We start from the raw sequence: 23,768 nt of genomic DNA on the forward strand, positions 1-23,768 counted from the left end.
CCTGTCAACCATGTCGGGCGACGGTCGGTTCCGCAAAGGCGGTTTGCGGCCATGGCTTTTCCTGCGCGGCAATGTTCATCACCTTTGCTTTTTCGCGCTCTCTCGGCTTTAAGCCCGCCCCATGACAGACGTGGATGAACTGAAGACCGAAATCCTCGCCGCCGTTGCGGGCGCTGCGGGCCTCGATGCGCTTGAGGCCGTGCGCGTGGCCGCGCTTGGCAAGCAGGGCTCGGTGAGCGCGCTGCTGAAGACGCTGGGCGGGATGAGCCCAGAGGAACGTCAGGTGCAAGGCCCGCTGATCAACGGGCTGCGCGAGGCGGTGGCCGGCGCGATTGCCGTGCGCAAGGATGCGTTCGAGGCCGCCGCGCTCGAAGCGCGGCTCGCTTCCGAAGCCGTCGACATGACGCTGCCCGCGCCCGATGCGGCGCGCGGCTCGGTCCATCCCGTCAGCCAGGTCATGGACGAACTGGCCGAGATCTTCGCTGACCTCGGCTTTGCTGTCGCCTCGGGTCCGGAGATCGAGGACGACTGGCATAATTTCACGGCGCTCAACATTCCCGAGAGCCATCCGGCGCGCGCGATGCACGACACCTTCTACTTTCCCGACGAGAAGGACGGGAAGAAGATGCTGCTGCGCACGCACACCTCGCCGGTGCAGATCCGCACGATGACGAGCCAGCGGCCGCCGATCCGCATCATCGCGCCGGGCCGCGTCTATCGGTCGGACAGCGATGCGACGCACACGCCGATGTTCCACCAGATCGAGGGGCTGGTGATCGATCGCGGCATCCATCTGGGTCATCTGCGCTGGACGCTGGAGACTTTCCTCAAGGCCTTCTTTGAGCGCGACGACATCGTGCTGCGGCTGCGCCCCAGCTATTTCCCCTTCACCGAGCCGTCGGTCGAGGTCGATGTCGGCTATTCGATCGAGAAGGGCAGGCGGGTGATCGGCGGGTCCGAAGGCTGGATGGAGGTGCTGGGCAGCGGCATGGTCCACCGCAAGGTGATCGAGGCGTGCGGCCTCGATCCTGATGAGTGGCAGGGCTTCGCTTTCGGCACCGGCGTCGATCGCCTCGCGATGCTCAAATATGGCATGGACGATCTGCGCGCCTTCTTCGACGGCGATCTGCGCTGGCTGCGCCATTACGGCTTCCAGAGCCTCGACATTCCCACCCTCTCGGCGGGAGTCGGCGCATGAAGTTCACCCTGTCATGGCTCAAGGAGCATCTGGAAACCGACGCGACCGTCGATCAGATGGCGGATGCGCTCACCCGCATCGGGCTTGAGGTCGAAAGCGTCTCCAACCCGGCCGAGGCGCTCGCGCCCTTCCGCATCGCCAGGGTGCTCACCGCCGAGCGCCATCCGCAGGCGGACAAGCTGCAGGTGCTGTCGGTCGATGCCGGCGACGGCCCCGTGCAGGTCGTCTGCGGCGCGCCCAATGCCCGTGCGGGGCTGGTCGGCGTGTTCGGTGCCCCCGGCGCCTATGTGCCGGGCAGCGACATCACGCTGAAGGTCGCGGCGATCCGCGGCGTCGAAAGCCGCGGCATGATGTGCTCGGTGCGCGAGCTCCAGCTCGGCGAGGAGCATGACGGCATCATCGAGTTGCCGGCCGACGCGCCGGTGGGCGAGGGCTATGCCGCATGGGCGGGACTCGACGATCCGCTTTTCGATATCGCGATCACCCCCAACCGGCAGGATTGCATGGGCGTGCGCGGCATTGCGCGCGACCTCGCAGCCGCCGGACTCGGCACGCTGAAGCCGCTGGCCGATGTCTATCGCATGGCGGCGCTCGATCCGGTCGATGGCAGCGATCCCGCCCCTGACGTGCAGACGCACGATCCCGAGGGTTGCCCCGCCTTCTACGCGCAGGCCGTATCCGGCGTGACCAACGGCGCCGCGCCGGCATGGATGGCGGCCAAGCTCAAGGCGATCGGACAGAAGCCGATCTCGATCCTCGTCGACATCACCAATTTCGTCTCGATTGATCTCGGCCGTCCGCTGCACGTCTATGACCGCGCGAAGCTCGTCGGCGGGCTCGTCGCGCGCAAGGCCAGGCCGGGCGAGCAGATGCTGGCGCTCAACGGCAAGAGCTATACGCTCGACGATACGATGACGGTGATCGCCGACGACGCGGCCGTGCACGACATTGGCGGCATCATGGGCGGCGAGCATTCGGGCGTGTCCGACACGACCACCGACGTCGTCATCGAATGCGCCTGGTTCGATCCCGATCATATCGCGCGGACGGGGCAGAAGCTCGGCCTCACCAGCGACGCCCGCCAGCGCTTCGAACGTGGCGTCGATCCCGCCTTCCTCGACGAAGGCCTCGCCATCGCGACGCGGCTGGTGCTCGATCATTGCGGCGGCACGCCCAGCATGATTACGCGCGCCGGCCGTCCGCCGCTCGAGACCAGGACGATCGCCTATGATCCCGGCCTCTGCGCGCGCCTCGGCGGCATCGAGGTCGCTGCGGCCGAGCAGCGCGCGATTCTCGAACGCCTCGGCTTCGTCGTCACCGGCGATGCGCCGTTCAGCGTGACGGTGCCGACCTGGCGTCGCGACGTCGATGGCCCCGCCGATCTGGTCGAGGAAGTCGTCCGCATCACCGGCATCGACAATGTGCCTTCGGTCCCTCTCGATCGCACGCCCGGCGTCGCGCGGCCGACCGCGACCCCCGATCAGCTTGTCGAGCGTCGCGTGCGCCGGACGGCCGCTGCGCGCGGGCTGAACGAAGCGGTGACGTGGAGCTTCATTGCCGAAGGCGAAGCCGCCCTGTTCGGCGGGGGCGCCTGGAGCCTCGCCAATCCGATCAGCGAGGATCTGAAGGTGATGCGCCCGTCGCTGCTTCCCGGCCTGCTCGCCGCCGCGCAGCGCAATGCCGATCGCGGCGCGGAGACGATCCGCCTGTTCGAAGTGGGGCGTCGCTATCTCGCCGACAGCGAGCGGTTGACGCTCGGCTTCGTGCTTGGTGGCGATCGCGCGCCGCGCGGCTGGCAGAATGGCAAGGCGCAGGCCTTCGACGCGTTCGATGCCAAGGCGGAGGCGCTTGCGCTGCTCGGCGCGGCGGGCGCGCCGGTCGAGAATCTGCAGGTGATGGGCGAGGCTTCGGCTGCCTATCATCCCGGCCGCTCGGCGACGCTGCGTCTCGGGCCCAAGACCGTGCTTGCCGAATTCGGCGTGCTTCATCCCGCGCTCGCCAGGGCGCTCGATCTTGACGGCGTCGTGGTCGCGGGTGAGATTTTCCTCGATGCGATCCCCGCGCGGCGTGCGGCGGGCCGGATGCGTCCAGCCTATGCGCCGCCCGCGCTGCAGGCGGTGACGCGCGACTTCGCTTTCCTCGTTCCCGCCGATCTTGCTGCCGACGCGCTTGTCCGCGCGGTGAAGGGCGCGGACAAGGCGGCGATCGTCTCGGCGCGGCTGTTCGATCTCTTCACCGGCCAGGGTGTGCCCGAGGGGCAGAAGTCGCTCGCGGTCGAGGTGACGCTCCAGCCAGCGGAGAAGAGCTTCGCCGAGGAGGATCTGTCGACGATCGCGGCGAAGATCGTCGCCGCCGCCGCCAGGCTCGGCGCGACGCTGCGCGGCTGATGAGCGCGTCGGTCGCCATCGCGTCCGACGCGCTCAGCGCCGAAATCGCGCCGCTCGGCGCGGAGCTTCAGCGCCTCACCGCTGCCGACGGGCGCGAACTGCTGTGGGACGGCGATCCGGCCTGGTGGGGCGGCCGTGCGCCGATCCTCTTCCCGATCGTCGGGGCGTTGGCGGGCGACCAGTATCGGCTGGCGGGCAAGAGCTATGCGTTGTCGCGCCACGGCTTCGCGCGCCGCCGCGACTTCACGCTCGTCGCGCAGGCTGTCGATCATGCCCGCTTCCGGCTGGAGGATGATGCGGAGACGCGCGCGGCCTATCCCTTCGCGTTCGCGCTGGAGCTCGATTACCGGCTGACCGGCGCGACGCTCGCGATCACCGCAACGATCATCAACCGCGACGCCATCGCGCTTCCCGCGAGCATCGGCTTCCATCCGGCCTTTCGCTGGCCGCTCGGCGATGCCCCGCGGCAGGAGCACCAGCTCGATTTCGCCGAGGCCGAGCCGCACGCCGTGCGCCGCCTCGACGCCGACGGCCTGCAACTGCCGGAGCCCGAGGCGACGCCGATCGAGGGCCGGCGCCTCATCCTCACCGACGACCTCTTCGCGCGTGACGCGCTGATCCTCGAACGGCTCGAAAGCCGCTCGCTCGTCTATGGCGGTGGGAACGGCCCCAGCCTCGAGATCGCTTATCCCGATGCCACCTGGCTCGGCATCTGGAGCAAGCCCGGCGCGCCCTTCATCTGCGTCGAGCCCTGGCAGGGCGTCGCCGATCCCGAAGGCTTCGATCGCGATTTCCGCGACAAGCCGGGGGTGATCGAAATCGCCCCCGGCCAGTCCTATGCGTTCGGGATGAGCGTCACGCTCAGAATTTGAACCCGGCGGTGATCGACCAGGTGCGCGGGTCGCCATAATAGGCGGTCTGGATATTGCCCACGCTCGAGAATTCCTGGCCGTCGGTCTTGTACACGGTATCGCCGATATTCTTCACGCCGCCGCGCAGATACCAGCGCTGGCTGGGCGCGTCATATTGCACATAGGCGTTGGCGACCCAGTAGCCGTCCTCGGTCAGGCCCGGGCGGTTGTCGATCGACAGATATTGCTTGTCGATGAAGCGCGCATCGCCGCCCAGCGTGATGCTGCCCGCGCCGCCCAGATCGATGCGATAGTCGCTGCCGATCGAGAAGCTGATCGGCGGCGCGAAGGCGGGCTTGCACACCACGCGCTGCCCGGTCGGGTTGCACGAGAAGGTCGGCGGGCGGCGGCCGTCGTCGAAGCGCTGATATTTGGCGTCGAGATAGCCGAGGCTTGAGCGGATGTTCCACCCGCGCGCCGGCTCGACCGCGATCTCGCTCTCAATGCCCCAGATGCGCAGCTTGCCGGCATTGAGCACGGGGAAGGCGCCCGCGCTGCCGCCGCCGACGCGCGCCTGGAAGTCCTTGTAATCCGAATAGAAGACGTCGCCCGACAGGCGCACCCGCCCGCCGAGGAAAGCCGCCTTCGCGCCGCCTTCATAGGTCCACACCGTCTCGGGCTTGAAATAGGGGACGATGGTCGGCACGCCGTTGACCACTTCGGTCACGTCGGCGATCGAATTGGCGCGGCCGTTGAAGCCGCCCGATTTGAAGCCGCGCGATGCCGACACATAGATCAGGCTGTCGCGCGAGGGCTTGTAGGACAGGGTGGCCGAAGGCGTCCACGCATCGAAGCTCACCGAATCGTCGGCATTGTAAGGCGCGGGCAGGTTCTGCGGGAAAGCGAAAGTTACGCCGTTCAGCGCCGCCAGCGAAGATGCCGTCGTGGTGATGCGGTCGTAGCGCTTCTTCTCCTTGGTATAGCGCAGGCCGCCGGTGATCGAGAGCGTGTCGGTCAGCTCGTAGGTAAGCTGCCCGAACGCGGCATAGCTCTTGGTGCGCTGGTCGTCGTCGATATAGCGCGTGAAGGTGATGGGTCCGCCAAGCAACGTGAACAGGGAGTCGTCATAGGATTCCTGATGCGAGGTCACTTTCTCGTTCAGATAATAGAGGCCGAACACGCCCTTCAGCCGCTCGGTGTCGAGCTTCAGCTGGACTTCCTGGCTGAACTGATGCTGGCGGAAGCCCACGAAGGCGTCGGCGATTTCCAGCTCGGTCGCGTCGAAATCCAGATAATATTCGGGCTTCAGCTTGCGATAGGCGGTGATCGAGGTCAGCGTCAGCGCGTCGGTCAGCTCATAGTTCATGTTGAGCGAGACGCCCCAATGGTCGAGCCGCTGGCCCTGGCCGGGCTTCAGGCTGGTCGAAGCCTTGAAGTCGTAATCGCCATAGGGATAGGCGGGCTTCACGATGCGCACGCCGGTCACGAAATCGGTCTGGGTCAGCGGCGCGGTGGCGTAGCCGAGCGTGGCTTCGGTGCGCTGGCGCGTATAGTCGCCTGAAATGGTGAAATCGAAACGCTCGGTCGGCTGCACGCGCAGGATGGCCCGGCCGGCGACGGTATTGCGGTCGTTATATTTGCGGCCGGTCAGCGGATCGGTGACGATGCCGTCGCGCTTGTCATAGACGCCGGCAAGGCTCAGCGCGACCTTGTCGGTGACGATCGGGGCCGAGACATAGCCGTTGAGCAGCCACTGGTCGAACCGGCCATAGGTCACGCTGCCGGCGGCGGTCAGCGTGTCGAGGTCGGGGCGCTTCGAGACGATGTTGACCGCGCCGCCAATCGTGTTCTTGCCGTAAAGCGTGCCCTGCGGCCCGCGCAGCACCTCGATATGGTCGACGTCGAACAGGCTGAACAGCGCGCCCTGGATGCGGCTCATATAGACGCCGTCGACATAGATGCCGACTGCGGGGTCGAAGGTCTGCAGCGCGTCGGGCTGGCCGACGCCGCGAATGAAGATGTTGGCGTTGGAGGTCGATCCGCGGCCCTGCACCAGATTGACGTTGGGTACGGTGCCCTGGATGCCGCCCAGGTCGATCGCCTGGCTGCGCGCCAGATCGGTGGCGGTCAGCGCGGTGATGGCGATCGGCACGTCGATCAGCCGTTCCTCGCGCTTGCGCGCCACGACCACGATCTCGCCCGAATCGACGTCGCCGGAACTGGCGTCGGTGGTCGAGGCGGTGGGGGCGACGTCCTGCGCGACGGCGGGAACGGCGGCGAAGGCCGCTGCGGCGACGCCAAGCCTGAACAGGGCGCGCGCGGAAATGCTGGTGGTGCTGATCATGCCATCCTCCCTTTGGGCACCCCGCTCATGCGGCGGGTTGTGCCGGTTTCGATCCACCGTATAATGAAAGCTGAACCGGGTTTCAACTTCGGTCGCGAAGGAGGGGATATTGTCCGAAGCGCGTGGCAGTGCTGCAACAGCGCGTCAGCCTGTCGAAGGGGCGAAGGTGCCGCGCACCGAACGCGGTCGGCGCACGCTGCGCGCCATTCTCGATGCGGCCGCGGGCGAGTTCGCGGAAAAGGGCTTCCACGACGCCTCGATCAGCCAGATCACTCACAGGGCGGGCGTCGCGCTCGGCAGCTTCTACACCTATTTCGATTCGAAGGAGGCGGTGTTCCGCGCGCTGGTCAGCGACATGTCGGCGCAGGTGCGCGATCATGTCGCCCCCCATATCGCCGCCGCCCCCGATCAGCTTGCCGCCGAACATGCGGGCCTGCTCCACTTCCTCGAATTCGCGCGCGCCCATAAGGAGGTTTACCGGATCATCGACGAGGCGGAATTCGTCGATGCCGACAGCTATCGCAGCCATTACCGCAACACCGTCGACCGCATCCGCACGCGCCTCGAGGCGGCGGCGACGCGCGGCGAGGTCCGCGCCGACGTGGGCGAGGTCCATGCCTGGGCGATCATGGGCATGAACGTGTTCCTGGGGCTGCGCTACGGCGTCTGGGGCGATGATCTGTCGCCCGGGGAGGTTGCGCGCATCGCCGGCGACCTGCTGAGCGACGGGCTCAAGGCATAGGCTTTTGGTGCGCACGCGGCTGAGCATCTGCCGGCGCAAGGCGCGTTACGCGACCGAGGCCGATGCGTTGCGGGCGATCGCGGAGTCGGGGCTCGCGCTCAGGCCCTATCGCTGCGATCGCGGCGGGCATTTCCACCTGACGAGCCGCACCAAGGGCAAGTGGATGCCGCGCACCCCGGCCTGACGGCAGGCGCTCTAGGCGGGTTCGGGGGCCGTCTTTGCTTTCGGCGCCGGCTTTCGCCCCGCAGTCCAGCCGAACCACGCGATCGCCGCGCCCACCGCCAGCCACAGCAGCAGCCAGGGCAGTTCGGGAAGCGATCCGATCCCGACGAAAAGCGCTCGCCACGCGGCGCGCCGCCCCAGCGTCTCGAACAGGATGCTCTGGATCCCGATGATGATGGCGGTGAACAGAAACGCGCTGCCGTGGCGCGGGGCCTGCCGGTAAAGCCATAGCGCCAGCAGCAGGGCGACCAGATTGGCGAGGTGCGTCGAATAGGCGAAAAGATAGAAGTCCTGCGGCCCGGCCATGATCAGGCCGGGCATGAAATGGTCGAACAGCCGCCCCAATATCGGTGAAATCAGGAAGATCGGCGTCGCGAGCATCGCGCGCGCATGAAGCTGGACATTCCGCCGGTCGCGCAGCGCCACATAATAGAGCCAGCCCACGGCAAAATTGGCGCTGATATCGAGCGTGCCGAGGCGCGCGCCGTAAATCTCGTAGAAAATGTCGCCCGGCGTCGCCTTCGCCATCGTCCACACGACGCCCCAGCCGCCCGCGAAGAAGATGGGAAAGAGTGCAAGGCTCGCCTTGCCGGCGGCGCCGTGCAACGCGAAGCGCCTTGTGGTCGCGGACCAGCTTTGTATCGCCAGCAGCGCCATCCACAGCCCGGCGCTCACGCCGTGCAGGTGCCAGGCGGCCGGCGCGCTCGACAGTTTGCCCAGATAGCTGCTCCAGAAGGCAAAGCCCGTCGCAACGATCAACAATATGACGAAATAATGCGCTCGCTTGAACGGCATCGCCCACCCCCGCCACGCCCGCCGGTCCAGCCGGCATCGATGCGGAAGCGCCCCCCGTCCCGCGCCGCCGATCCTGTGGGGCGGCGGTCAGGCTGTCAATCGTGCATACTATTCGCGGCGGCGGGCGAAGCCGCTCCAACGCGCTGCCCGTACAGAGGGGCGGACGCCCATCGGGCGCGGCAACGCGATGGGCAGCGAGACGGTCGTGGTGGGCGCGCGTGCCGGCTCCGCGGCTTCGGCGAGCGGCAGGTCGAGCCCTTCGGCCTGCATCGCCCATAGCCGGCGGAATGCACCGCCTTCGCGCAGCAGGTGCATCGGCGGACCGTCCTCGACCACGCGGCCATCCTCGACCACGAGGATGCGGTCGAAGGCGACGACGGTCGACAGGCGGTGCGCCACTGCCAGCACGGTGCGGTTGGCCATCAGCGCGTCGAGGCCCTGCTGCACCTCGATCTCCGATCCGGTGTCGAGCGCCGACGTTGCCTCGTCGAGCAGCACGATACGGCTGTCCTTCAGGAAGGCACGTGCGATGCCGATGCGCTGGCGCTGGCCGCCCGACAAGTTGGTGCCGCGCTCGCCCACGATGCTGTCATAGCCCTGCGGCATGGCACGGATGAAGGCGTCGCAATGCGCCGCCTCGGCCGCGCGGCGGATTTCCTCGTCGGTCGCATCGGCGCGCGCGAAGCGGATATTCTCCATGATCGACCGGTGAAACAGCAGCACTTCCTGCGGCACCACGGCGACCGCTTCGTGCAGGCTGTCCTGCGTCACCCCGTCGATCGCCTGCCCGTCGATCAGGATGCGCCCCGCCTGCACGTCGTAGAGGCGCTGGACAAGCTGGAGGATGGTCGATTTGCCCGCGCCCGACGGGCCGACGATGCCCACTTTCTGCCCCGCCGGCACCTCGATGCTGAGATCGTGGAGCACCGGGCGGTGCGGATCGTAGCCGAAGCTGACATTCTCGAGCCGGATCGATCCGCTGCTCGGGCGCAGCGGCTGCGCGTCGGGTGCGTCGACCAACGTCTGCGGCGCACCGATGATCTCCAGCGTCTCGCGCAGATAGCTGAACTGCTGGCTGGTATCGATCAGCGCCATCGCCAGGTCGCGCGATCCGTTGAGCATGCGGAAGGTCATCGCGCTGATGACGACCACGTCGCCGGCGGTGATCGCGCCGGTCGACCAATAGCCGATCGCCCACAGCAAGGTGCCGCCGACGAGGATGACCAGCGCCACGTCGTGCAGGCAGCGGATGCGCTCGACGAAGAACCAGCCGCGCCGCTGCGCCGCCGCATCCTCCTCGAAGAAGCCGCGCAGCCGGTCGGTCTCGCGCTCGCGCGCGGCGAAGGCCTTCACCGCGCGGATATTGGTGATGAGGTCGACCAGCTCGCCGCTGCTGTTGCTCGCCTTGCGCGCGAACGCCTTGTGATAGACGTCGCCGCGCAGGCCGAGCGTCACCAGCACGCCGCTCGCGACAAGGAAGATCAGCGCCAGCACGATCGCCATGCGCACATCGATGGTCAGGAAGATCAGCAGCGCGCCGGCGAAGGCGATCAGCGGCGGGGTGATCTCCATCAGGATGCGGTGGATCAGCGCGCTGAACGATCCGGTGAGCGCGCCGACGCGGTGCCCCAGCGATCCCGCCCGCTCATTCTGGAAGAAGGCGATCTGGTGCCCGCTCAGATAGCCGAACATGTCGAGGCGGATGCGCACGCCCGTCGATACGGTCATCCGGCACAGCTGCATGGCGCCCGCGCGCAGGAAGCCGCTCTCGATCGCAACGAGGCCGACAAAGGCGAACAGCGCGAAGCGGACGGCGCCCAGATCGTGCAACGCGCCCGTCATCGCGTCGACGAGCAGCTTCATCGCATATTGGACGCCCACGGCGCTGGCCGAGGCGAAGACCACCAGCAAGGTCAGCAGCGCGAATCCGATCGGCCTTGCCGCCACATAATGGACCAGGAAGCGCAAGGGGCTGGCGAGAAAGGGCAATATGAGTTCCTTCAAACCCGGCCGGAAAGGGGGTTGTGCAACGCAGCAAACTCACCGAAGCACAGAAGGATGCGCGAATGAACCGCTAATTAACTCCGTTTGTCGCTATCGTCGCAAAAGGAACACCGCATGCTCCGCGCGGAAGTTGGCGGCGGCGGCGCTGGTCGGCCGCCCGCGGTTGAGGAACCACGCCCCTTCGACGGTTATCCCATTGTCGCGCACATAGGCGCGGAAATCGTCGATCGTGACATGGTGGATGTTGGGCGTCTCATACCAGGCGACGGGCAACAGCTTGGTCACCGGCATCCGCCCGCCCCACAGCAGAGAGGCGCGTACGCGCCAGTGCGCGAAATTGGGGAAGGAGACGAAGGCGCGCGTCCCGATCCTCAGCAGTTGGTCCAGTACGCGGTCGGGCCGCTGCGTCGTCTGCAGCGTCTGGCTGAGGATCGCATAGTCGAAGGCCGCATCGGGATAGTCGGCCAGATCGGCGTCGGCATCGCCCTGGATGACCGAGAGGCCGCGCGCCACTGCCGCCGCGACATTCTCCGCGTCGATCTCCAGCCCGCGCGCATCGACGCCGCGCGTGTCGCGCAGCGCCGCCATCAGCGCCCCGTCGCCGCAGCCGACGTCGAGCACGCGCGCACCGGGGGCGACATTGGCCGCGATCACCGCAAGGTCGGGGCGCAGCGCGGTCATGCGGATCCTCCGTTCGTCCCGAGCGAAGTCGAGGGGCGCTGGCGCCGACATGTCTCGACTTCGCTCGACACGAACGGAAAAAGGCGCAGCGCGGTCATCGCCGCTCACCCGCGCGCAGGAAGCCGTCGACCACGCGATTAAGCTCGGGCACGTCGAGCAGGAAGCTGTCATGCCCGAAGGGCGCCTTCAGCTCGACGAAGCTCACCGGCGCCCCCGCCGCGTTGAGCGCGTGGACCACGGCGCGCGATTCCGATGTCGGGTAAAGCCAGTCGGTGTCGAAGCTGACGACGCAGAAGCGCGCCTGCGTGCCGCGGAAGGCGTCGCCCAGCCGCCCGCCATGCTCTTCCGCCACGTCGAAATAATCCATCGCGCGCGTGATGTAGAGATAGCTGTTGGCGTCGAACCGGTCGGTGAAGGCCAGCCCCTGATGCCGCAAATAGCTCTCGACCTGGAAATCGGCGTCGAAGCCGAAGCTCTTTTCCCCAAATGGCTTTTCCGGGCGCGCCTGCAGGCGCCGGCCGAACTTCTCGGTCAGCCCGGCTTCGGAAAGATAGGTGATGTGCGCCGCCATCCGGGCGACCGCCAGCCCTGCGGCCGGCGGCTCGCCGTCATAATAATCGCCGCCCCGCCACCGGGGATCGGCCATCACCGCCTGCCGACCGACTTCGTGGAAGGCGATATTCTGCGCCGAATGGCGCGCCGCCGACGCGATCACCACGAAAGCCTCGGCGCGGTGCGGGTAGGTTGCGGCCCAGCTCAGCGCCTGCATCCCGCCCATCGATCCGCCGACGATCGCGCGCAGCCGCGCGATGCCGAGATGGTCGAGCAGCGCCTTCTGCGCGCGCACCATGTCGCGGATGGTGATGACCGGAAAGCGCATCGCATAGGGCGTGCCCGTCGCCGGATCGATGCTCGCCGGCCCCGTCGATCCCATGCAACTGCCCAGCACATTGGCGCAGATGATGAAGTGGCGCGCCGGGTCGATGGGCTTGCCTTCGCCCACCATGCGCTGCCACCAGCCGGGCTTGCCGGTGCGCGGATGGGTGGAGGCGACATGCTGGTCGCCGGTCAGCGCGTGGCATATGAGGATCGCGTTGGTCGCCTCGGCGTCGAGCGCGCCATAGGTCTCGTATCCGATCTCGATCTCGGCGAGGTTCGCCCCCCCGTCCAGCCTGAAAGGGCCGGGCAGGCGAACATGGCGGGCAAGGCCGAAGCGGGCGTCGTCGAGCACGCCGCAGCGCTAGGGGGCGCGCCGCCGCCTTGTCAATCGGTGCGCGTGGGCGCTAGGGGCCTCGGGCTATGACAGAGACGCTCAGCAAGCCCGTTCCCAAGGACTGGATCATGGCGATCGCGCCCTATGTGCCGGGCCGTTCGACCACCGATGACGGGCGCAAGGTCGCCAAGATGTCGTCGAACGAAAATCCGCTCGGCACCGGGCAGGCGGCGCGCGACGCGTTTGGCCGCCACGCGGGCGATCTCGATCGCTATCCCGATGCCAGCGCTGCGCTGCTGCGCGAGGCGATCGCCGCCAAATACGGCCTCGATCCCGCGCGCATCATCTACGGCACCGGTTCGGACGAAGTGCTCCATCTCGCCGCCGGCGCCTATGCCGGTGCGGGCGACGAAGTGGTGTTCGTGCGCTACGGCTTCTCGGTCTATGAGATCGCGGCGCGGCGCGTGGGCGCCGATCCGGTCGTCGCGCCCGACAGGGATTATGCGACCGATGTCGATGCGATCCTCGCCGCCGTCACGCCGCGCACGCGCGTCGTCTTCATCGCCAATCCCAACAATCCTACCGGCACCTATGCGCCGCGTGGCGAGATCGAGCGTCTGCACGCCGGCCTGCCTGCGCATGTGATGCTCGTGGTCGATCAGGCCTATGCCGAATATCTCGACGAAGCCGATGACGATGGCGCCTTCGCGCTCGCGCAGACCGCGCCCAACGTCATCGTCACGCGCACCTTCTCGAAGATTTTCGGGCTGGCGGCGGAGCGTATCGGCTGGGGCTATGGCTCGGCGGAGGCGGTGGCCGCGATGCACCGCATCCGCGCGCCCTTCAACATCACCAGCGCCGGGCAGGCGGCCGCGATCGCGGCGCTCGGCGACGATGGCTTCATCGAGCGCAGCCGTCTCCACAACGACAGATGGCGCGCCTGGCTGGCGGCTGAGATCGGGGCGCTGGGCAATCACGGCCTGCGAGTCGTGCCGTCCAAGGCCAATTTCCTCCTCGTGCTGTTCGAAGGCAGGCTGACCGCCGAGGAAGCGTATAAGGGGCTGATGGACGCCGGCTATATCGTTCGCTGGCTGCCGGGGCAGAAGCTGGGCCACGGCCTGCGCCTTTCGATCGGCACCGAGGAAGAGACGCAGGGGCTCGCCGCCGCGCTGCGCGTCATCGTCGAGGCGAAGGGCTGATGCTGCCCTTCGCGCGCGTCTCGATCATCGGGCTGGGGCTGATCGGCTCCTCGCTCGCGCGTGCGATCCGCCAGCGCATGCCGACGGTGCGTCTGACCGGCCATGATGCCGATCCGCAGGTGCGCGAAACCGTCCGGCGGCTCGATCTGTGCGACGACGTCGCCGATACGCCGGGCGCGGCCGTCACGGATGCCGATCTGGTCGTGCTGTGCGTGCCCGTCGGCGCGATGGGCGAGGTCGGACGCGCGATCGCCGCCGATCTGCCCGCCGATGCGATCGTCAGCGATGTCGGCTCGTCCAAGGCCAGCGTGATCGCGGCATTGGGCGAGACGCTTCCCGGCGCGACCGTCATCCCGGCGCATCCCGTCGCCGGCACCGAACGCAGCGGGCCCGAGGCTGGTTTCGCCAGCCTGTTCCACGGGCGCTGGTGCATCGTCACGCCGCCCGAAGGTGCGGACCCTATAGCGGTCGCGCGCGTCGAGGCCTTCTGGCAGGCGCTCGGCGCCAATGTCGAGACGATGGACGCGCCGCACCACGATCTCGTGCTCGCCATCACCAGCCATTTGCCGCACCTGATCGCCTATTCGATCGTCGGCACGGCATCCGATCTCGAAGCGGTGACGCGTTCCGAAGTGATCAAATATTCGGCCGGCGGCTTCCGTGACTTCACGCGCATCGCGGCTTCCGACCCGACGATGTGGCGCGACGTCTTCCTCGCCAACAAGGATGCGGTGCTCGAGATGCTTCAACGCTTCTCGGAGGATCTGACCGCGCTCCAGCGCGCGATCCGCTGGGGCGACGGCGACGCGCTGTTCGATCTGTTCACGCGCACCCGCGCCGTCCGCCGCAGCATCATCGAACAGGGCCAGGACGATGCCCGCCCCGATTTCGGCCGCTCGCACGAATAGCCCGTCGTCATCGTCGCGCGGGCAGGCCTCAACCGTTCAACACGTTGATCGCGGCATGGACGCGTGCCTCGGCTTCCTTGCGGTCGAGCCCCGGCGGCATGATCGCGCCGATGCGATAGGTGATGACGCCCGGCCGCTTGATGAAGCCCTTGCGCGGCCATAGCCGTCCGCTGTCGCAGGCGATCGGCAGCACCGGCAGGTCGAGCATCTTGTAAAGCCCCGCGAAGCCCGAACGCATCGGCGGCTTCGCGCCGTGGCGCACGCGCGTGCCTTCGGGGAACAGCAGGATGGCGCGACCCTGCGCGATCGCCTCGCGCCCGTCCTTCAGCATCCGGCGCATCGCGCCAGCCCCCGCCGCGCGATCTACGACGATCGCGCCATAGAGGCGCGCAAGCCGGCCCCAGACCGGAATGTCGATCAACTCGCGCTTGAGCACGATGGCGGGCGCATCGAGGACGAGCAGCAGGTCGACCGTCTCGAACATCGCTTCATGTTTGCCCACGACGAGCAGCGCGCCCCTGGGCACTTCGCCTTCCACCCGGCTGGTGATGCCCAGAATCCAGCGCGCGCAGAAACGGTGATAGCGCGCCCAGAGCTGGACGAAGCGCAGCAGCGCGGCGCGGCCGAACAGTGCGGCGGCGAAGGCGGACAGGACGATCAGCGCCGTCCCGATGTAGAAGATCACGGCGAACAGAAGCGATCGGATGAAGGCGATCATAGGCCCGCCAATACCGCCGCGCGGCGCAGCAGATATTTATTATATTCGGTCAGCAGCATCATGAAGCCCGGATTGCTCCGCACCGCGTCCTTCAGCAGCGTGACGCCCGGCGGCAGCGCGCGTCCGATCTCGAAGGCGGCGCGCGGCATATGCCAGTCGGTCGTCACCAGCCGGACGCTGCGATATCCATGCTCGCGCACCCATTCGGCCACTTCATCGGCGTTGGACCGCGTGTCCACCGCCTCGCGCCCCAGATCGATGCAGCAGTCGAAGACGCGCATCGGCGTCTTGTAGCGCGTCGCCAGGTCGCGCGGGCGCACCGAACGATCGACCCCGGAAATGAGCATGCGTCTGGCCTTGCGCGCCTCGATCAGCGTCAGGCCGCGCTCGATCCGCGCCGCGCCGCCGGTCAGCACGACGATCGCGTCGGTCTCTTCCTCGTCGGCCGGACGCGGCAGGAGAACCGCGAACAGCGCGAAGCCGATCGCATAGACAAGCAACAGGGCCGAGACGAAACGCCGGATCACAATCTCCTCCGCAACGCCCTTATCACCGTCAGACGTGAAGAGAAGGTGGCAACGAGCGTTCCGGCGCAGGGTACGGCGAGCAGCCACAGCCAGTCGAGCCGCGACAGGTGGATCGATCCCAGCAGATCGGCCCCCACCGCATTGATGCGGATCGCGAGCAGCAGGATGACGATCGCCCCGCCGAGGAAGCCGAGCATGCCGCTGAACAGCGCGTCGAGCGCGATGCGTCGCTGGAACAGGCGGGCGATCTGCCCGTCGGTCGCGCCGAGCAGGTGGAGCACGTCGATCGTCGGCCGGTGCGTGTCGAGCGCCGCGCGCGCGGCGAGCACCACCGACGCAGCCGTCGCGATGCCCATCAGCACGACAAGGCCCACCGCCAGCCATTTGAGCGCGGTGAACAGGCGCGCGAGCGGGCTCAGCCAGCGCGCATGCGCATCGGCGCGGGCACTGGGGCTGATCGCGCGGATCGTCCTATCGATCTCGGCCAGCGCGCGATCGTCGACGCGCTTCAGGTCGGCGTCGATCAGCGCGGGGACGGGAAGGTCGGGGTCGATCGCGTCGCTGCCCAGCCAGGGGCGGAGCAGCGCCATCACTTCCTTGTCGTCGACGCGCTTCACCGCGCGGACGTTGGACAAGCGGTCGAGCGCCACGGCGATGCGCGCCGCCGCCTGCTCGCGCACCGTGGGATTGGCCTCGATCACCTGCACGGTGACACGGCCGGAAAGCTCAGCATTCAAAGAGCTTGCGGCCGTGTTGAGGCCAAGCCCGGCAGCGGTTGCCAGCACGGTCAGGAACACCATGATCGCGATCACCCAGGGCATCGGGCCGGCCAGCCGCCCCTCGGGCAGCAGCCGCCGGTCTGCCGCCGAGATGCGCCAGTCGAGGCTCATGCGCCGGCCCCTGGCGCGCGCGGCGGATTGCGCAGCAGCCCACTCGGGTCGGACACGCGTCCCTTGTCGAGGCGCATGATCTGCGCATTGGGCACGCGCGCCAGCAGGTGCATGTCGTGCGTCGCGACGACGATCGTCGTGCCCAGCTTGTTGAGCGCGTCGAACAGGTGGAGCAGGCGGTTCGCCATCTCGGGATCGACGTTGCCGGTGGGTTCGTCGGCCACAAGGATCTCGGGCCGCGCGATCACCGCGCGCGCGATCGCCACGCGCTGCTGTTCTCCCCCTGACAAGGTAGCAGGACGCGCGCTCGCCCGCTCGCCCAGCCCCACCCAGGCCAGCATCTCGCGCACGGGGTTTTCGAGATCGCGCTCCTCGACCCCCGCCACGCGCAACGGCAGTGCGACATTGTCGTAGGCCGACAGATGAGGCACCAGCCGGAAGTCCTGGAAGACGACGCCGATCCGCCGCCGGAAGCCGGGCAGCCGATCGCGCGGCATCGTCACCGCATCCTCGCCGAACAGGCGGATCAGCCCGCGGCTTGGCCGCTGCGCCAGATAAAGCAGCTTGAGCAGCGAGGTCTTGCCCGCGCCCGAAGGGCCGGTGAGGAAATAGAAGGCGCCCGAGGCGAGCGAGAAGCTGACGTCCGACAGCGTTTCGGCGCCCGTGCCGTAGCGCAGGCCCACATTCTCGAACTGCACGATGTTCGCCATCGCGCCCTCAGTCCTGCCCGCTCAAGAGTGACGCCGCCCCCATGCAGGCCCGCCATCGCATGAGCGGCGGCGCGCCGTAAAGCCGTCAATGCTTAGCGGGCGTCGTTGCGCAAGCGCAATGCGCTGCATGGATGCTTGCCAGCCGCCATGGTTCGATGCTTAGAACGGATTTCACCACCAGAAAGAGCCCGACGGCCGCGAATGATCCTGCAATGCCCCGAATGCCGCACCCGTTATGTGGTTCCAGACAGCGCGATCGGGCCTGCGGGGCGCGCCGTGCGTTGCGCGGCATGCCGGCATAGCTGGTTCCAGGATGGCCCGACGATCGAGGTCGATGCGCCGCAGCCGGTGGCGCAAGTCGCGGCCGCGGTCGCTACCGCGCCTTCGCCTCCGGCAGCACCGCCGCCCGCGCCGCCCATCGTCGAGCGCTTCGTCGACGAGGACGTCGTCGCCCCTCCCGAACCCGCCCCGACGCATGATGCCTTCGCGCACGAGCCGCCGTTCCGCCCGCGCCGCAATCCGGCGCGCCGCTGGACGATCGCCGCTGCGGTGGCGGCATTGCTGATGTTCGCAGCGATCGGCGCGCTCAGCTATTTCGGCAGCCCGACGATCGCCGGCCGGCTGGGGCTGCCCGGCGCGAGCAGCGAGACGGCGCTGCTCCTAGAAGTGCCCAACAAGCCCGAGCGGCGGACGCTGGCGAGCGGCAACGAACTGTTCGCGGTGACCGGCCGGGTGATCAACGCGACCGACCGGGCGCAGCGCGTGCCGGATATCCGCGCCGAGCTTCGCGATGCGCAGGGTCGGGTGGTCTATAGCTGGACGATCACACCCTCGGTCCGCACCCTCGCCCCGAAGGCGACCACCGAATTCAATTCGGCCGAGGTCAACGTTCCCAAGGCGTCGCGCACGCTCAACCTGAGTTTCGCCGGCTCGGTCGGCTGACCCACAGGAAGCGTCCGCCCTGCAGCAAGGCAGCGGCGACCATCCCGATCCCCGACGCCCATACCAGCGCGAACGGGCCGAAGCCGTGCGCGACGAGCAGCCAGCCCGCGCCCCCGGTCAGCAGGAAGAAGGCGACGATACTGGCCATCCCCGCCGCGACCTGATCGCCGAGCGAGCGTAGCGCATAGACGAAGACGACCTGCGCACCGTCGAACAGGATGAAAGGCGCCCACCAGGGCAGCATCGCCGCCGCCAGCACGTGGACCTGCTCCGTTGCGGGGAAAAGGCCCGCCAGCGGGCGCGCGGACAGCCCGACAATCAGCGCTGCCAGCGCGGTCAGGCCGATGGCGATCGACGCCGCGATCAGCGCGCGCCGCCTCGCCGCCTCGGGACGGCCCTCGCCAACGGCGTTACCGGTGCGCACGCCCGCCGCCGATCCCAGGCCGAGCGCCAGCGCGAAGGTAAGGTTATGGACCGAAAAAACGATCTGGAAGGCGTGCGCGGCGGCCGTTCCCAATTGCGTCGACAGCGCAATGAGGATCGCGAAGCCGCCAAGTTCGAGGGCCGCGGCAATTGCGGGAATGAACCCGAAGCGAACGAGCTGGTTTATGGCGCGGATGGCGGCGCTCCATTCCGGGGCGAGGTGCGCGGCGCGCTCGCGGGTGCGTGACAGGCTCAACGCGGAAGCGACCATCAGCGCTGCGCCGAACAGCGAGACGATCGTCGTCGCCAGCGCCGCGCCCACCGCGCCAAGCCTGGGCAGCCCCAGCGCGCCGACCGCAAGCGCCCAGGCGAGCAGCGCATTGGCGGGCAGCATGGCGAGATTGACGGCGAGCACGCGGCGCGGGCGGCTGACGCCTTCGAGATAATAGCTCGCCGCCATCGTCAGGAAGGTACAGGGGTAGGCGAGGGCGATGGCGCGCACGACTTGCGCGGCGCGCGGCGCGACATGCGCCTCGACCCCGATGAAGGTCAGGAGCGGCGCGGCGAAGACGAAGAGGATCGCCGCCATCGCCGATCCCAGCAGGAAGCCGAAACACAGCCCGGCACGCAGCCGCAGCCCGGCTTCACATGCGTCGCTCGCGCCATCCGCGCGCGAGACGAAGACGAGCACGCCCGACAGCCAGGCAATGCCCGCGACGATCGTGACATAGGTCAGCGCGCGGCTTGCCCCCAGCGCGGCGACCTCGCCCGTCCCGGCGAACCCGACCACTGCCACGTCGGTGAGGTGCAGCAACGTCCAGTTGAGGCTGGTCAGCGTCACCGGCCAGGCGAGCGCCAGCACGCGCCGCACTTCCGTGGAAAGCGTATCGTGCGTCGGGGAGGGCGATGCCTGCATCGCATGCGACTAGCCCGCCCGGCGGCTCTGCGCACCCCCTCGCGAAAGAGTCACTTATGCCATTGCGGAGCCCGATCCGCTTTGCTAGAGGCACGCGCCTGCCAGACGCCGGGTCCTCCGGCGGATGTTCTTGAGTGCGGTCGTGGCGGAACTGGTAGACGCGCAACGTTGAGGTCGTTGTGGCCGAAAGGCCGTGGAAGTTCGAGTCTTCTCGACCGCACCAACTCACCAAATTCGGAAATGTCGGGCGCCATTCCGGCTCCGGGAGCACGGGCGGATCGCGCCTGTCGCGATCGGTGGCGCTCGTGCTTGCAAGGCAGCTGCAGACCATCCCGTTTTGGTACGGTTGATGCCGGCCTTCCCTTGCTGCGCAATGCTTTGCGCGTTGACCCGGCATTAAATGAAGTTAATCTGACGTTAATCATTCGGCGGTCGGGGAAACCGCACTCGAATGGGCTCTGGGGTCAACTGCTGCATTCATGGGGGTTCAAAATGTCCAAGTTTTCGCGTTCGGTGCTGTTCGGTGCCGCGATGGGCGCCGCGCTTGTCGCCCAGCCGGCTCAGGCGCTCACCTTCCAGCTCGTCGACTATAACGGATCGGTCGCCGGCACCGTCGCCGAGCGCGGTTTCAAGATGGCTGCCGCTTACTGGTCGTCGGTGCTGACCAGCGACGCCGTCGTCCGCCTCGAGATCGGCTACATTCCGCTTGCTACCAACGTGATCGGTTCGACTGGCAGCACGCGCTACAGCGTGACGACGACGAGCGTCTATCAGCAGCTTGCCGCGACCGGGAACAGCGCGCTCGACACCACCGCCGTTGCCAACCTGACGCCGCTGACCGCGGCCGGCGGCCTGCAGATGATCACCAGCGGCTATCGCAACGATGCGACCAAGATCGGCATCGACGTTTCGAAGCAGGTGTTCGACAATGACAACAGCGCCAACAACATGACGCTGGGCGTCAACGGCGCGGCATTGAAGGCGCTCGGTTATACCGGGTTCAGTCCGACTCAACGCGATGCGCAGGTGAATTTCAGCACCAACTTCGCCTTCGACTTCGACCCGACCGACGGCATCACGCCGGGCACGATGGACTTCATCGGCGTTGCGATCCACGAGATCGGCCACGCGCTGGGCTTCACCAGCGGTGTCGACATCTACGACAATCCTGCCAACGCCAATGCCAACGCCAACGGATCGAGCAATATCTGGACCACGCTCGACCTGTTCCGTTACAGCAGCGATCCGAACAACGTCGCTCCGGGAGCCGGGCCGGCGCTCGACCTGTCGGTCGGCGCGAATGCCTATTTCTCGATCGACGGCGGTCAGAATCAGCTGTTCGGCGGCTCGCTCTTCTCCACCGGTCGCAATCAGGGCGATGGCCAGCAGGCCTCGCACTGGAAGGATCTGGGCGGCTGCACCGGACAGGAAGGCATCATGGATCCCAACTTCTGCTACGCGCAGATGGGTGAGATCACCGCGCTGGACCTCGCGGCCTTCGATGCACTGGGCTGGAACCTCTCCTTCGACGTTCTCGCCAATTCCGACTACAAGATCACCTCGGCCGACATTTATCGCCGTTTTGCGGCGAGCGTGCCGGAGCCCGCGACCTGGGCAATGCTGATCGCCGGCTTCGGCATGGTCGGCGCTGCGGTGCGCCGCCGCCGGGCGACGATTGCCTTCGGCTGATCGATCGTCTTGCCACAATGAAAAAGGGCGTCCGCCAATGCGGGCGCCCCTTTTCATTTGCGCTGCTCAGCAGCCGAGCCGATCGGCCAGTTCGTCGATGCTATTCGCGCGATAATCCCAATCCTGCGCCGCATCGCGATCGGGGGCGGGGCGGCCGCCATATTCCATCGGCCGATCAATATAGGCCGTCATCAGCCCGCAGGCACGCGCGGCGGCGAGATCGCTGTGATGTGCTGCCACCAGGCAAAGTTCGCCGGGGGCGATCTGCAGCGTCCGGGCCGTCGCCAGATAGGCCTCGGGCGCAGGCTTGTAGGCCCGGCTATATTCGGCGCCGAGAATGGCATCCCACGGCAGGCTGGCGCGCTTCGCCATGGCGAGCATCAGCGCGACATTGCCGTTGGACAGCGTCACGATGGGAAAGCGCGCCTTGAGCCGCGTGAGGCCGGCCACCGAATCGGGCCAGGGATCGAGCCGGTGCCAGCCCCGATTCAAATCCGCGAGCCGGCTTTCCGTGATCGCCGTCGCATCGATGCCGAGATCGGCAAGCAGGCTGTCGAGCATTTCGCGATGAAGCGTGTCGAGGATGACGAACGAGCGGCCTGCCGTCACTGCAGCCATCGCGGGCAGGTAGCGCGCGCGCCAGCCATCGGCGAATGTGCCGGGATCAATGTCTTCGCGCCCGATCGCCGTCAGGAAAGGCGCGGCCTCCCGCGCGATGCTGGTCCGCCAGTCGACCACCGTACCGAACACGTCGAAGGCCAGCGCCTTGGGCATCGCTGAGGTCATTCCGCTCCCCTTAGCTCATTTTGTCGGACGCTAGACCCTTTCCTTCGCGCGCGGAAAGGCCGAAAGGGCGCGCGACATCCTCATTTTCCGCGAGGCAAGATGACCATAACGATCCGCGCAGCCGACCTGATCGAAAGCGTCGCCGATGCGCTCCAATATATCAGCTACTATCACCCGATGGATTATATCCGCGCGCTGGGCGAGGCTTATGCGGCAGAGGAATCGCCGGCCGCGAAGGACGCGATCGCGCAGATCCTGACCAACAGCCGCATGTGCGCAGAGGGGCATCGCCCGATCTGTCAGGATACCGGCATCGTCAATGTCTTCGTCAAATGGGGCATGGATTGCCGCCTCGACGACACGTCGCAAGCGCTGCAGGAGGTCGTCGACGAAGGCGTGCGTCGCGCCTACCTCAATCCCGAGAACAAGCTGCGCGCCTCGGTGCTCGCCGATCCCGCCTTCACGCGCCGCAACACCAGGGACAACACGCCCTGTGTGCTGAGCGTCGAGATGGTGCCGGGCAGCAAGGTTTCGATCGACGTCGCGGCCAAGGGCGGCGGCAGCGAGAACAAGTCCAAGTTCAAGATGATGAACCCCAGCGATTCGATCGTCGACTGGGTGATCGAGATGCTGCCGCAGATGGGCGCCGGCTGGTGCCCGCCCGGCATGCTAGGCATCGGCATAGGCGGCACCGCCGAACATTGCGTGCTGCTCGCCAAGAAGGCGCTCATGGAACAGATCGACATGAGCGTGCTCAAGGAGCGCGGGCCGCAGAATGATATCGAGGCGCTGCGCATCGAGATTTTCGACAAGGTTAACGCGCTGGGCATCGGCGCGCAGGGTCTTGGCGGTCTTTCAACCATTCTCGACGTGAAGATCATGGATGCGCCTTGCCACGCGGCGGGCAAGCCGGTGGCGATGATCCCCAATTGCGCGGCGACGCGCCATGCGCATTTCACGCTCGACGGATCGGGGCCGGCCTATCTCGACGCGCCCGATCTCGATGCCTGGCCCAAGGTCGATTGGAAGCCCGATGCCGCGGCGAAGCGCGTCGATCTCGACACGCTGACGCCCGAGGTGGTGCAAAGCTGGAAGCAGGGCGACCGGCTGCTCCTCAACGGCAGGATGCTCACGGGGCGCGACGCGGCGCACAAGCGCATCAAGGACATGCTCGATCGCGGCGAGCAACTGCCCGTCGAATTCAAGGGTCGCGTGATATACTATGTCGGCCCGGTCGATCCGGTCGGCGAGGAAGTGGTTGGTCCTGCCGGCCCGACCACCGCGACGCGGATGGACAAGTTCATGCGCATGATGCTCGATGAGGGGCTGCTCGCCTGCGTGGGCAAGGCCGAGCGTGGCCCGGCGGCGACCGAGGCGATCAAGGAGGCCAAGTCCGCCTATCTGATGGCGGTCGGCGGTGCGGCTTATCTCGTCGCGCGCGCGATCAAGGGATCGAAGGTCGTCGGCTTCGAGGATCTCGGCATGGAAGCGATCTACGAGTTCGAGGTGAAGGACTTCCCGGTGACCGTCGCGGTCGACAGCGAGGGCAATAATGTCCACCAGCTCGCGCCGCTCGTCTGGCGCGAGAAGATCGCGAAGGAAGGCCTGCTCGAACGGGCCTGA

General features: G+C 67.3%; 20 protein-coding genes, 1 tRNA gene and 2 pseudogenes. 12 read left to right on the plus strand and 11 right to left on the minus strand.

Translation table 11 applies throughout. The features are described from left to right. Positions 1-121: 121 nt before the first annotated feature. From pheS to AC3WT0_RS10965, 3 genes are read left to right on the plus strand one after another with little or no spacing between them, the layout of a single operon-like run. Positions 122-1,198, plus strand: coding sequence for a phenylalanine--tRNA ligase subunit alpha (gene pheS / locus AC3WT0_RS10955; protein WP_492753577.1), 1,077 nt, complete (start codon positions 122-124; stop codon positions 1,196-1,198). Then, positions 1,195-3,585 carry a phenylalanine--tRNA ligase subunit beta gene (gene pheT, locus AC3WT0_RS10960; protein ID WP_492753578.1) on the plus strand — a complete coding sequence of 797 codons (2,391 nt, stop codon included), beginning with the start codon at positions 1,195-1,197 and terminating at the stop codon, positions 3,583-3,585. Before pheS ends, pheT begins: the two co-directional genes overlap by 4 nt. Further along, a complete protein-coding gene (locus AC3WT0_RS10965; RefSeq protein WP_492753579.1) occupies positions 3,585-4,457 on the plus strand; it encodes an aldose 1-epimerase family protein in 873 nt (290 codons plus the stop codon). Before pheT ends, AC3WT0_RS10965 begins: the two co-directional genes overlap by 1 nt. Here the strand turns inward: AC3WT0_RS10965 and AC3WT0_RS10970 are convergent. Then, positions 4,447-6,780: a TonB-dependent receptor gene (locus tag AC3WT0_RS10970; protein ID WP_492753581.1), complete on the minus strand. Its 2,334-nt coding sequence runs from the start codon at positions 6,778-6,780 to the stop codon at positions 4,447-4,449. The genes AC3WT0_RS10965 and AC3WT0_RS10970 overlap by 11 nt on opposite strands. Positions 6,781-6,889: 109 nt before the next feature. Here AC3WT0_RS10970 and AC3WT0_RS10975 point away from each other — a divergent pair, with 109 nt between their 5' ends. Further along, a complete protein-coding gene (locus AC3WT0_RS10975; RefSeq protein ID WP_492753582.1) occupies positions 6,890-7,522 on the plus strand; it encodes a TetR/AcrR family transcriptional regulator in 633 nt (210 codons plus the stop codon). A gap of 7 nt (positions 7,523-7,529) precedes the next feature. Then, positions 7,530-7,706 carry a hypothetical protein gene (locus AC3WT0_RS10980; RefSeq protein WP_492753583.1) on the plus strand — a complete coding sequence of 59 codons (177 nt, stop codon included), beginning with the start codon at positions 7,530-7,532 and terminating at the stop codon, positions 7,704-7,706. Between the two features lie 11 nt (positions 7,707-7,717). Here AC3WT0_RS10980 and AC3WT0_RS10985 read toward each other — a convergent pair whose 3' ends face one another. From AC3WT0_RS10985 to metX, 4 genes are all read right to left on the minus strand, one after another. Further along, positions 7,718-8,539 (minus strand): hypothetical protein, encoded by an 822-nt coding sequence (locus tag AC3WT0_RS10985; protein ID WP_492753585.1) that lies wholly within the window; start codon positions 8,537-8,539, stop codon positions 7,718-7,720. A 108-nt stretch (positions 8,540-8,647) separates the two neighbouring features. Beyond that, a complete protein-coding gene (locus tag AC3WT0_RS10990) occupies positions 8,648-10,528 on the minus strand; it encodes an ABC transporter ATP-binding protein (RefSeq protein ID WP_492753586.1) in 1,881 nt (626 codons plus the stop codon). Positions 10,529-10,633: 105 nt separating this feature from the next. Next, a complete protein-coding gene (metW, locus tag AC3WT0_RS10995) occupies positions 10,634-11,224 on the minus strand; it encodes a methionine biosynthesis protein MetW (protein ID WP_492753588.1) in 591 nt (196 codons plus the stop codon). 94 nt (positions 11,225-11,318) lie between these two features. Then, the gene (metX, locus tag AC3WT0_RS11000) at positions 11,319-12,455 is read right to left on the minus strand and encodes a homoserine O-acetyltransferase MetX (protein ID WP_492753589.1); all 1,137 of its coding nucleotides are present in this window, start codon (positions 12,453-12,455) and stop codon (positions 11,319-11,321) included. 68 nt (positions 12,456-12,523) lie between these two features. Here metX and hisC point away from each other — a divergent pair, with 68 nt between their 5' ends. Together hisC and AC3WT0_RS11010 are read left to right on the plus strand one after the other, a co-directional pair. Continuing rightward, the gene (hisC, locus tag AC3WT0_RS11005) at positions 12,524-13,636 is read left to right on the plus strand and encodes a histidinol-phosphate transaminase (protein ID WP_492753591.1); all 1,113 of its coding nucleotides are present in this window, start codon (positions 12,524-12,526) and stop codon (positions 13,634-13,636) included. Further along, a complete protein-coding gene (locus AC3WT0_RS11010; protein ID WP_492753592.1) occupies positions 13,636-14,544 on the plus strand; it encodes a prephenate/arogenate dehydrogenase family protein in 909 nt (302 codons plus the stop codon). Before hisC ends, AC3WT0_RS11010 begins: the two co-directional genes overlap by 1 nt. Positions 14,545-14,572: 28 nt before the next feature. On the opposite strand, the gene AC3WT0_RS11015 is transcribed toward AC3WT0_RS11010, so the two are convergent. Genes AC3WT0_RS11015 through ftsE form a run of 4 tightly spaced genes read right to left on the minus strand, consistent with a single transcriptional unit; the run spans position 14,573 to position 17,389 of the window. Continuing rightward, positions 14,573-15,262: a lysophospholipid acyltransferase family protein gene (locus AC3WT0_RS11015; RefSeq protein ID WP_492753594.1), complete on the minus strand. Its 690-nt coding sequence runs from the start codon at positions 15,260-15,262 to the stop codon at positions 14,573-14,575. Next, a complete protein-coding gene (locus AC3WT0_RS11020) occupies positions 15,259-15,789 on the minus strand; it encodes a YdcF family protein (RefSeq protein ID WP_492753595.1) in 531 nt (176 codons plus the stop codon). The genes AC3WT0_RS11015 and AC3WT0_RS11020 overlap by 4 nt, the downstream gene beginning before the upstream one ends. Beyond that, a complete protein-coding gene (locus AC3WT0_RS11025) occupies positions 15,786-16,679 on the minus strand; it encodes a cell division protein FtsX (RefSeq protein WP_492753596.1) in 894 nt (297 codons plus the stop codon). The genes AC3WT0_RS11020 and AC3WT0_RS11025 overlap by 4 nt, the downstream gene beginning before the upstream one ends. Next, on the minus strand, positions 16,676-17,389 hold the full coding sequence (gene ftsE, locus AC3WT0_RS11030) for a cell division ATP-binding protein FtsE (RefSeq protein WP_492753598.1): 714 nt from the start codon (positions 17,387-17,389) through the stop codon (positions 16,676-16,678). Before ftsE ends, AC3WT0_RS11025 begins: the two co-directional genes overlap by 4 nt. Before the next feature lie 201 nt (positions 17,390-17,590). Here ftsE and AC3WT0_RS11035 point away from each other — a divergent pair, with 201 nt between their 5' ends. Then, complete coding sequence (locus tag AC3WT0_RS11035) at positions 17,591-18,331, plus strand: MJ0042-type zinc finger domain-containing protein (protein WP_492753599.1); 741 nt, start codon at positions 17,591-17,593, stop codon at positions 18,329-18,331. Here AC3WT0_RS11035 and AC3WT0_RS11040 read toward each other — a convergent pair. Beyond that, positions 18,300-19,670, minus strand: a complete 1,371-nt coding sequence (locus AC3WT0_RS11040; RefSeq protein ID WP_492753600.1) for an MATE family efflux transporter — start codon at positions 19,668-19,670, stop codon at positions 18,300-18,302. The genes AC3WT0_RS11035 and AC3WT0_RS11040 overlap by 32 nt on opposite strands. A 136-nt stretch (positions 19,671-19,806) precedes the next feature. On the opposite strand from AC3WT0_RS11040, the gene AC3WT0_RS11045 reads away from it, so the two are divergent. The 3 genes and pseudogenes from AC3WT0_RS11045 to AC3WT0_RS11055 form a co-directional block, all read left to right on the plus strand. Then, positions 19,807-19,893 (plus strand) — tRNA-Leu (locus tag AC3WT0_RS11045). A gap of 308 nt (positions 19,894-20,201) precedes the next feature. Beyond that, a pseudogene (locus AC3WT0_RS11050) lies at positions 20,202-21,176 on the plus strand (NF038122 family metalloprotease); the annotation flags it as partial. Positions 21,177-21,260: 84 nt separating this feature from the next. After that, a pseudogene (locus tag AC3WT0_RS11055) lies at positions 21,261-21,359 on the plus strand (PEPxxWA-CTERM sorting domain-containing protein); the annotation flags it as partial. 66 nt (positions 21,360-21,425) lie between these two features. Here the strand turns inward: AC3WT0_RS11055 and AC3WT0_RS11060 are convergent. After that, entirely contained in the window at positions 21,426-22,145 is a 720-nt protein-coding gene (locus tag AC3WT0_RS11060) for a haloacid dehalogenase type II (RefSeq protein ID WP_492753601.1), read from the minus strand. Between the two features lie 99 nt (positions 22,146-22,244). On the opposite strand from AC3WT0_RS11060, the gene AC3WT0_RS11065 reads away from it, so the two are divergent. After that, positions 22,245-23,768, plus strand: a complete 1,524-nt coding sequence (locus AC3WT0_RS11065) for a fumarate hydratase (protein WP_492753602.1) — start codon at positions 22,245-22,247, stop codon at positions 23,766-23,768.

The organism is Sphingomonas sp. EU05-FHT14C10 (genome assembly GCF_058790595.1).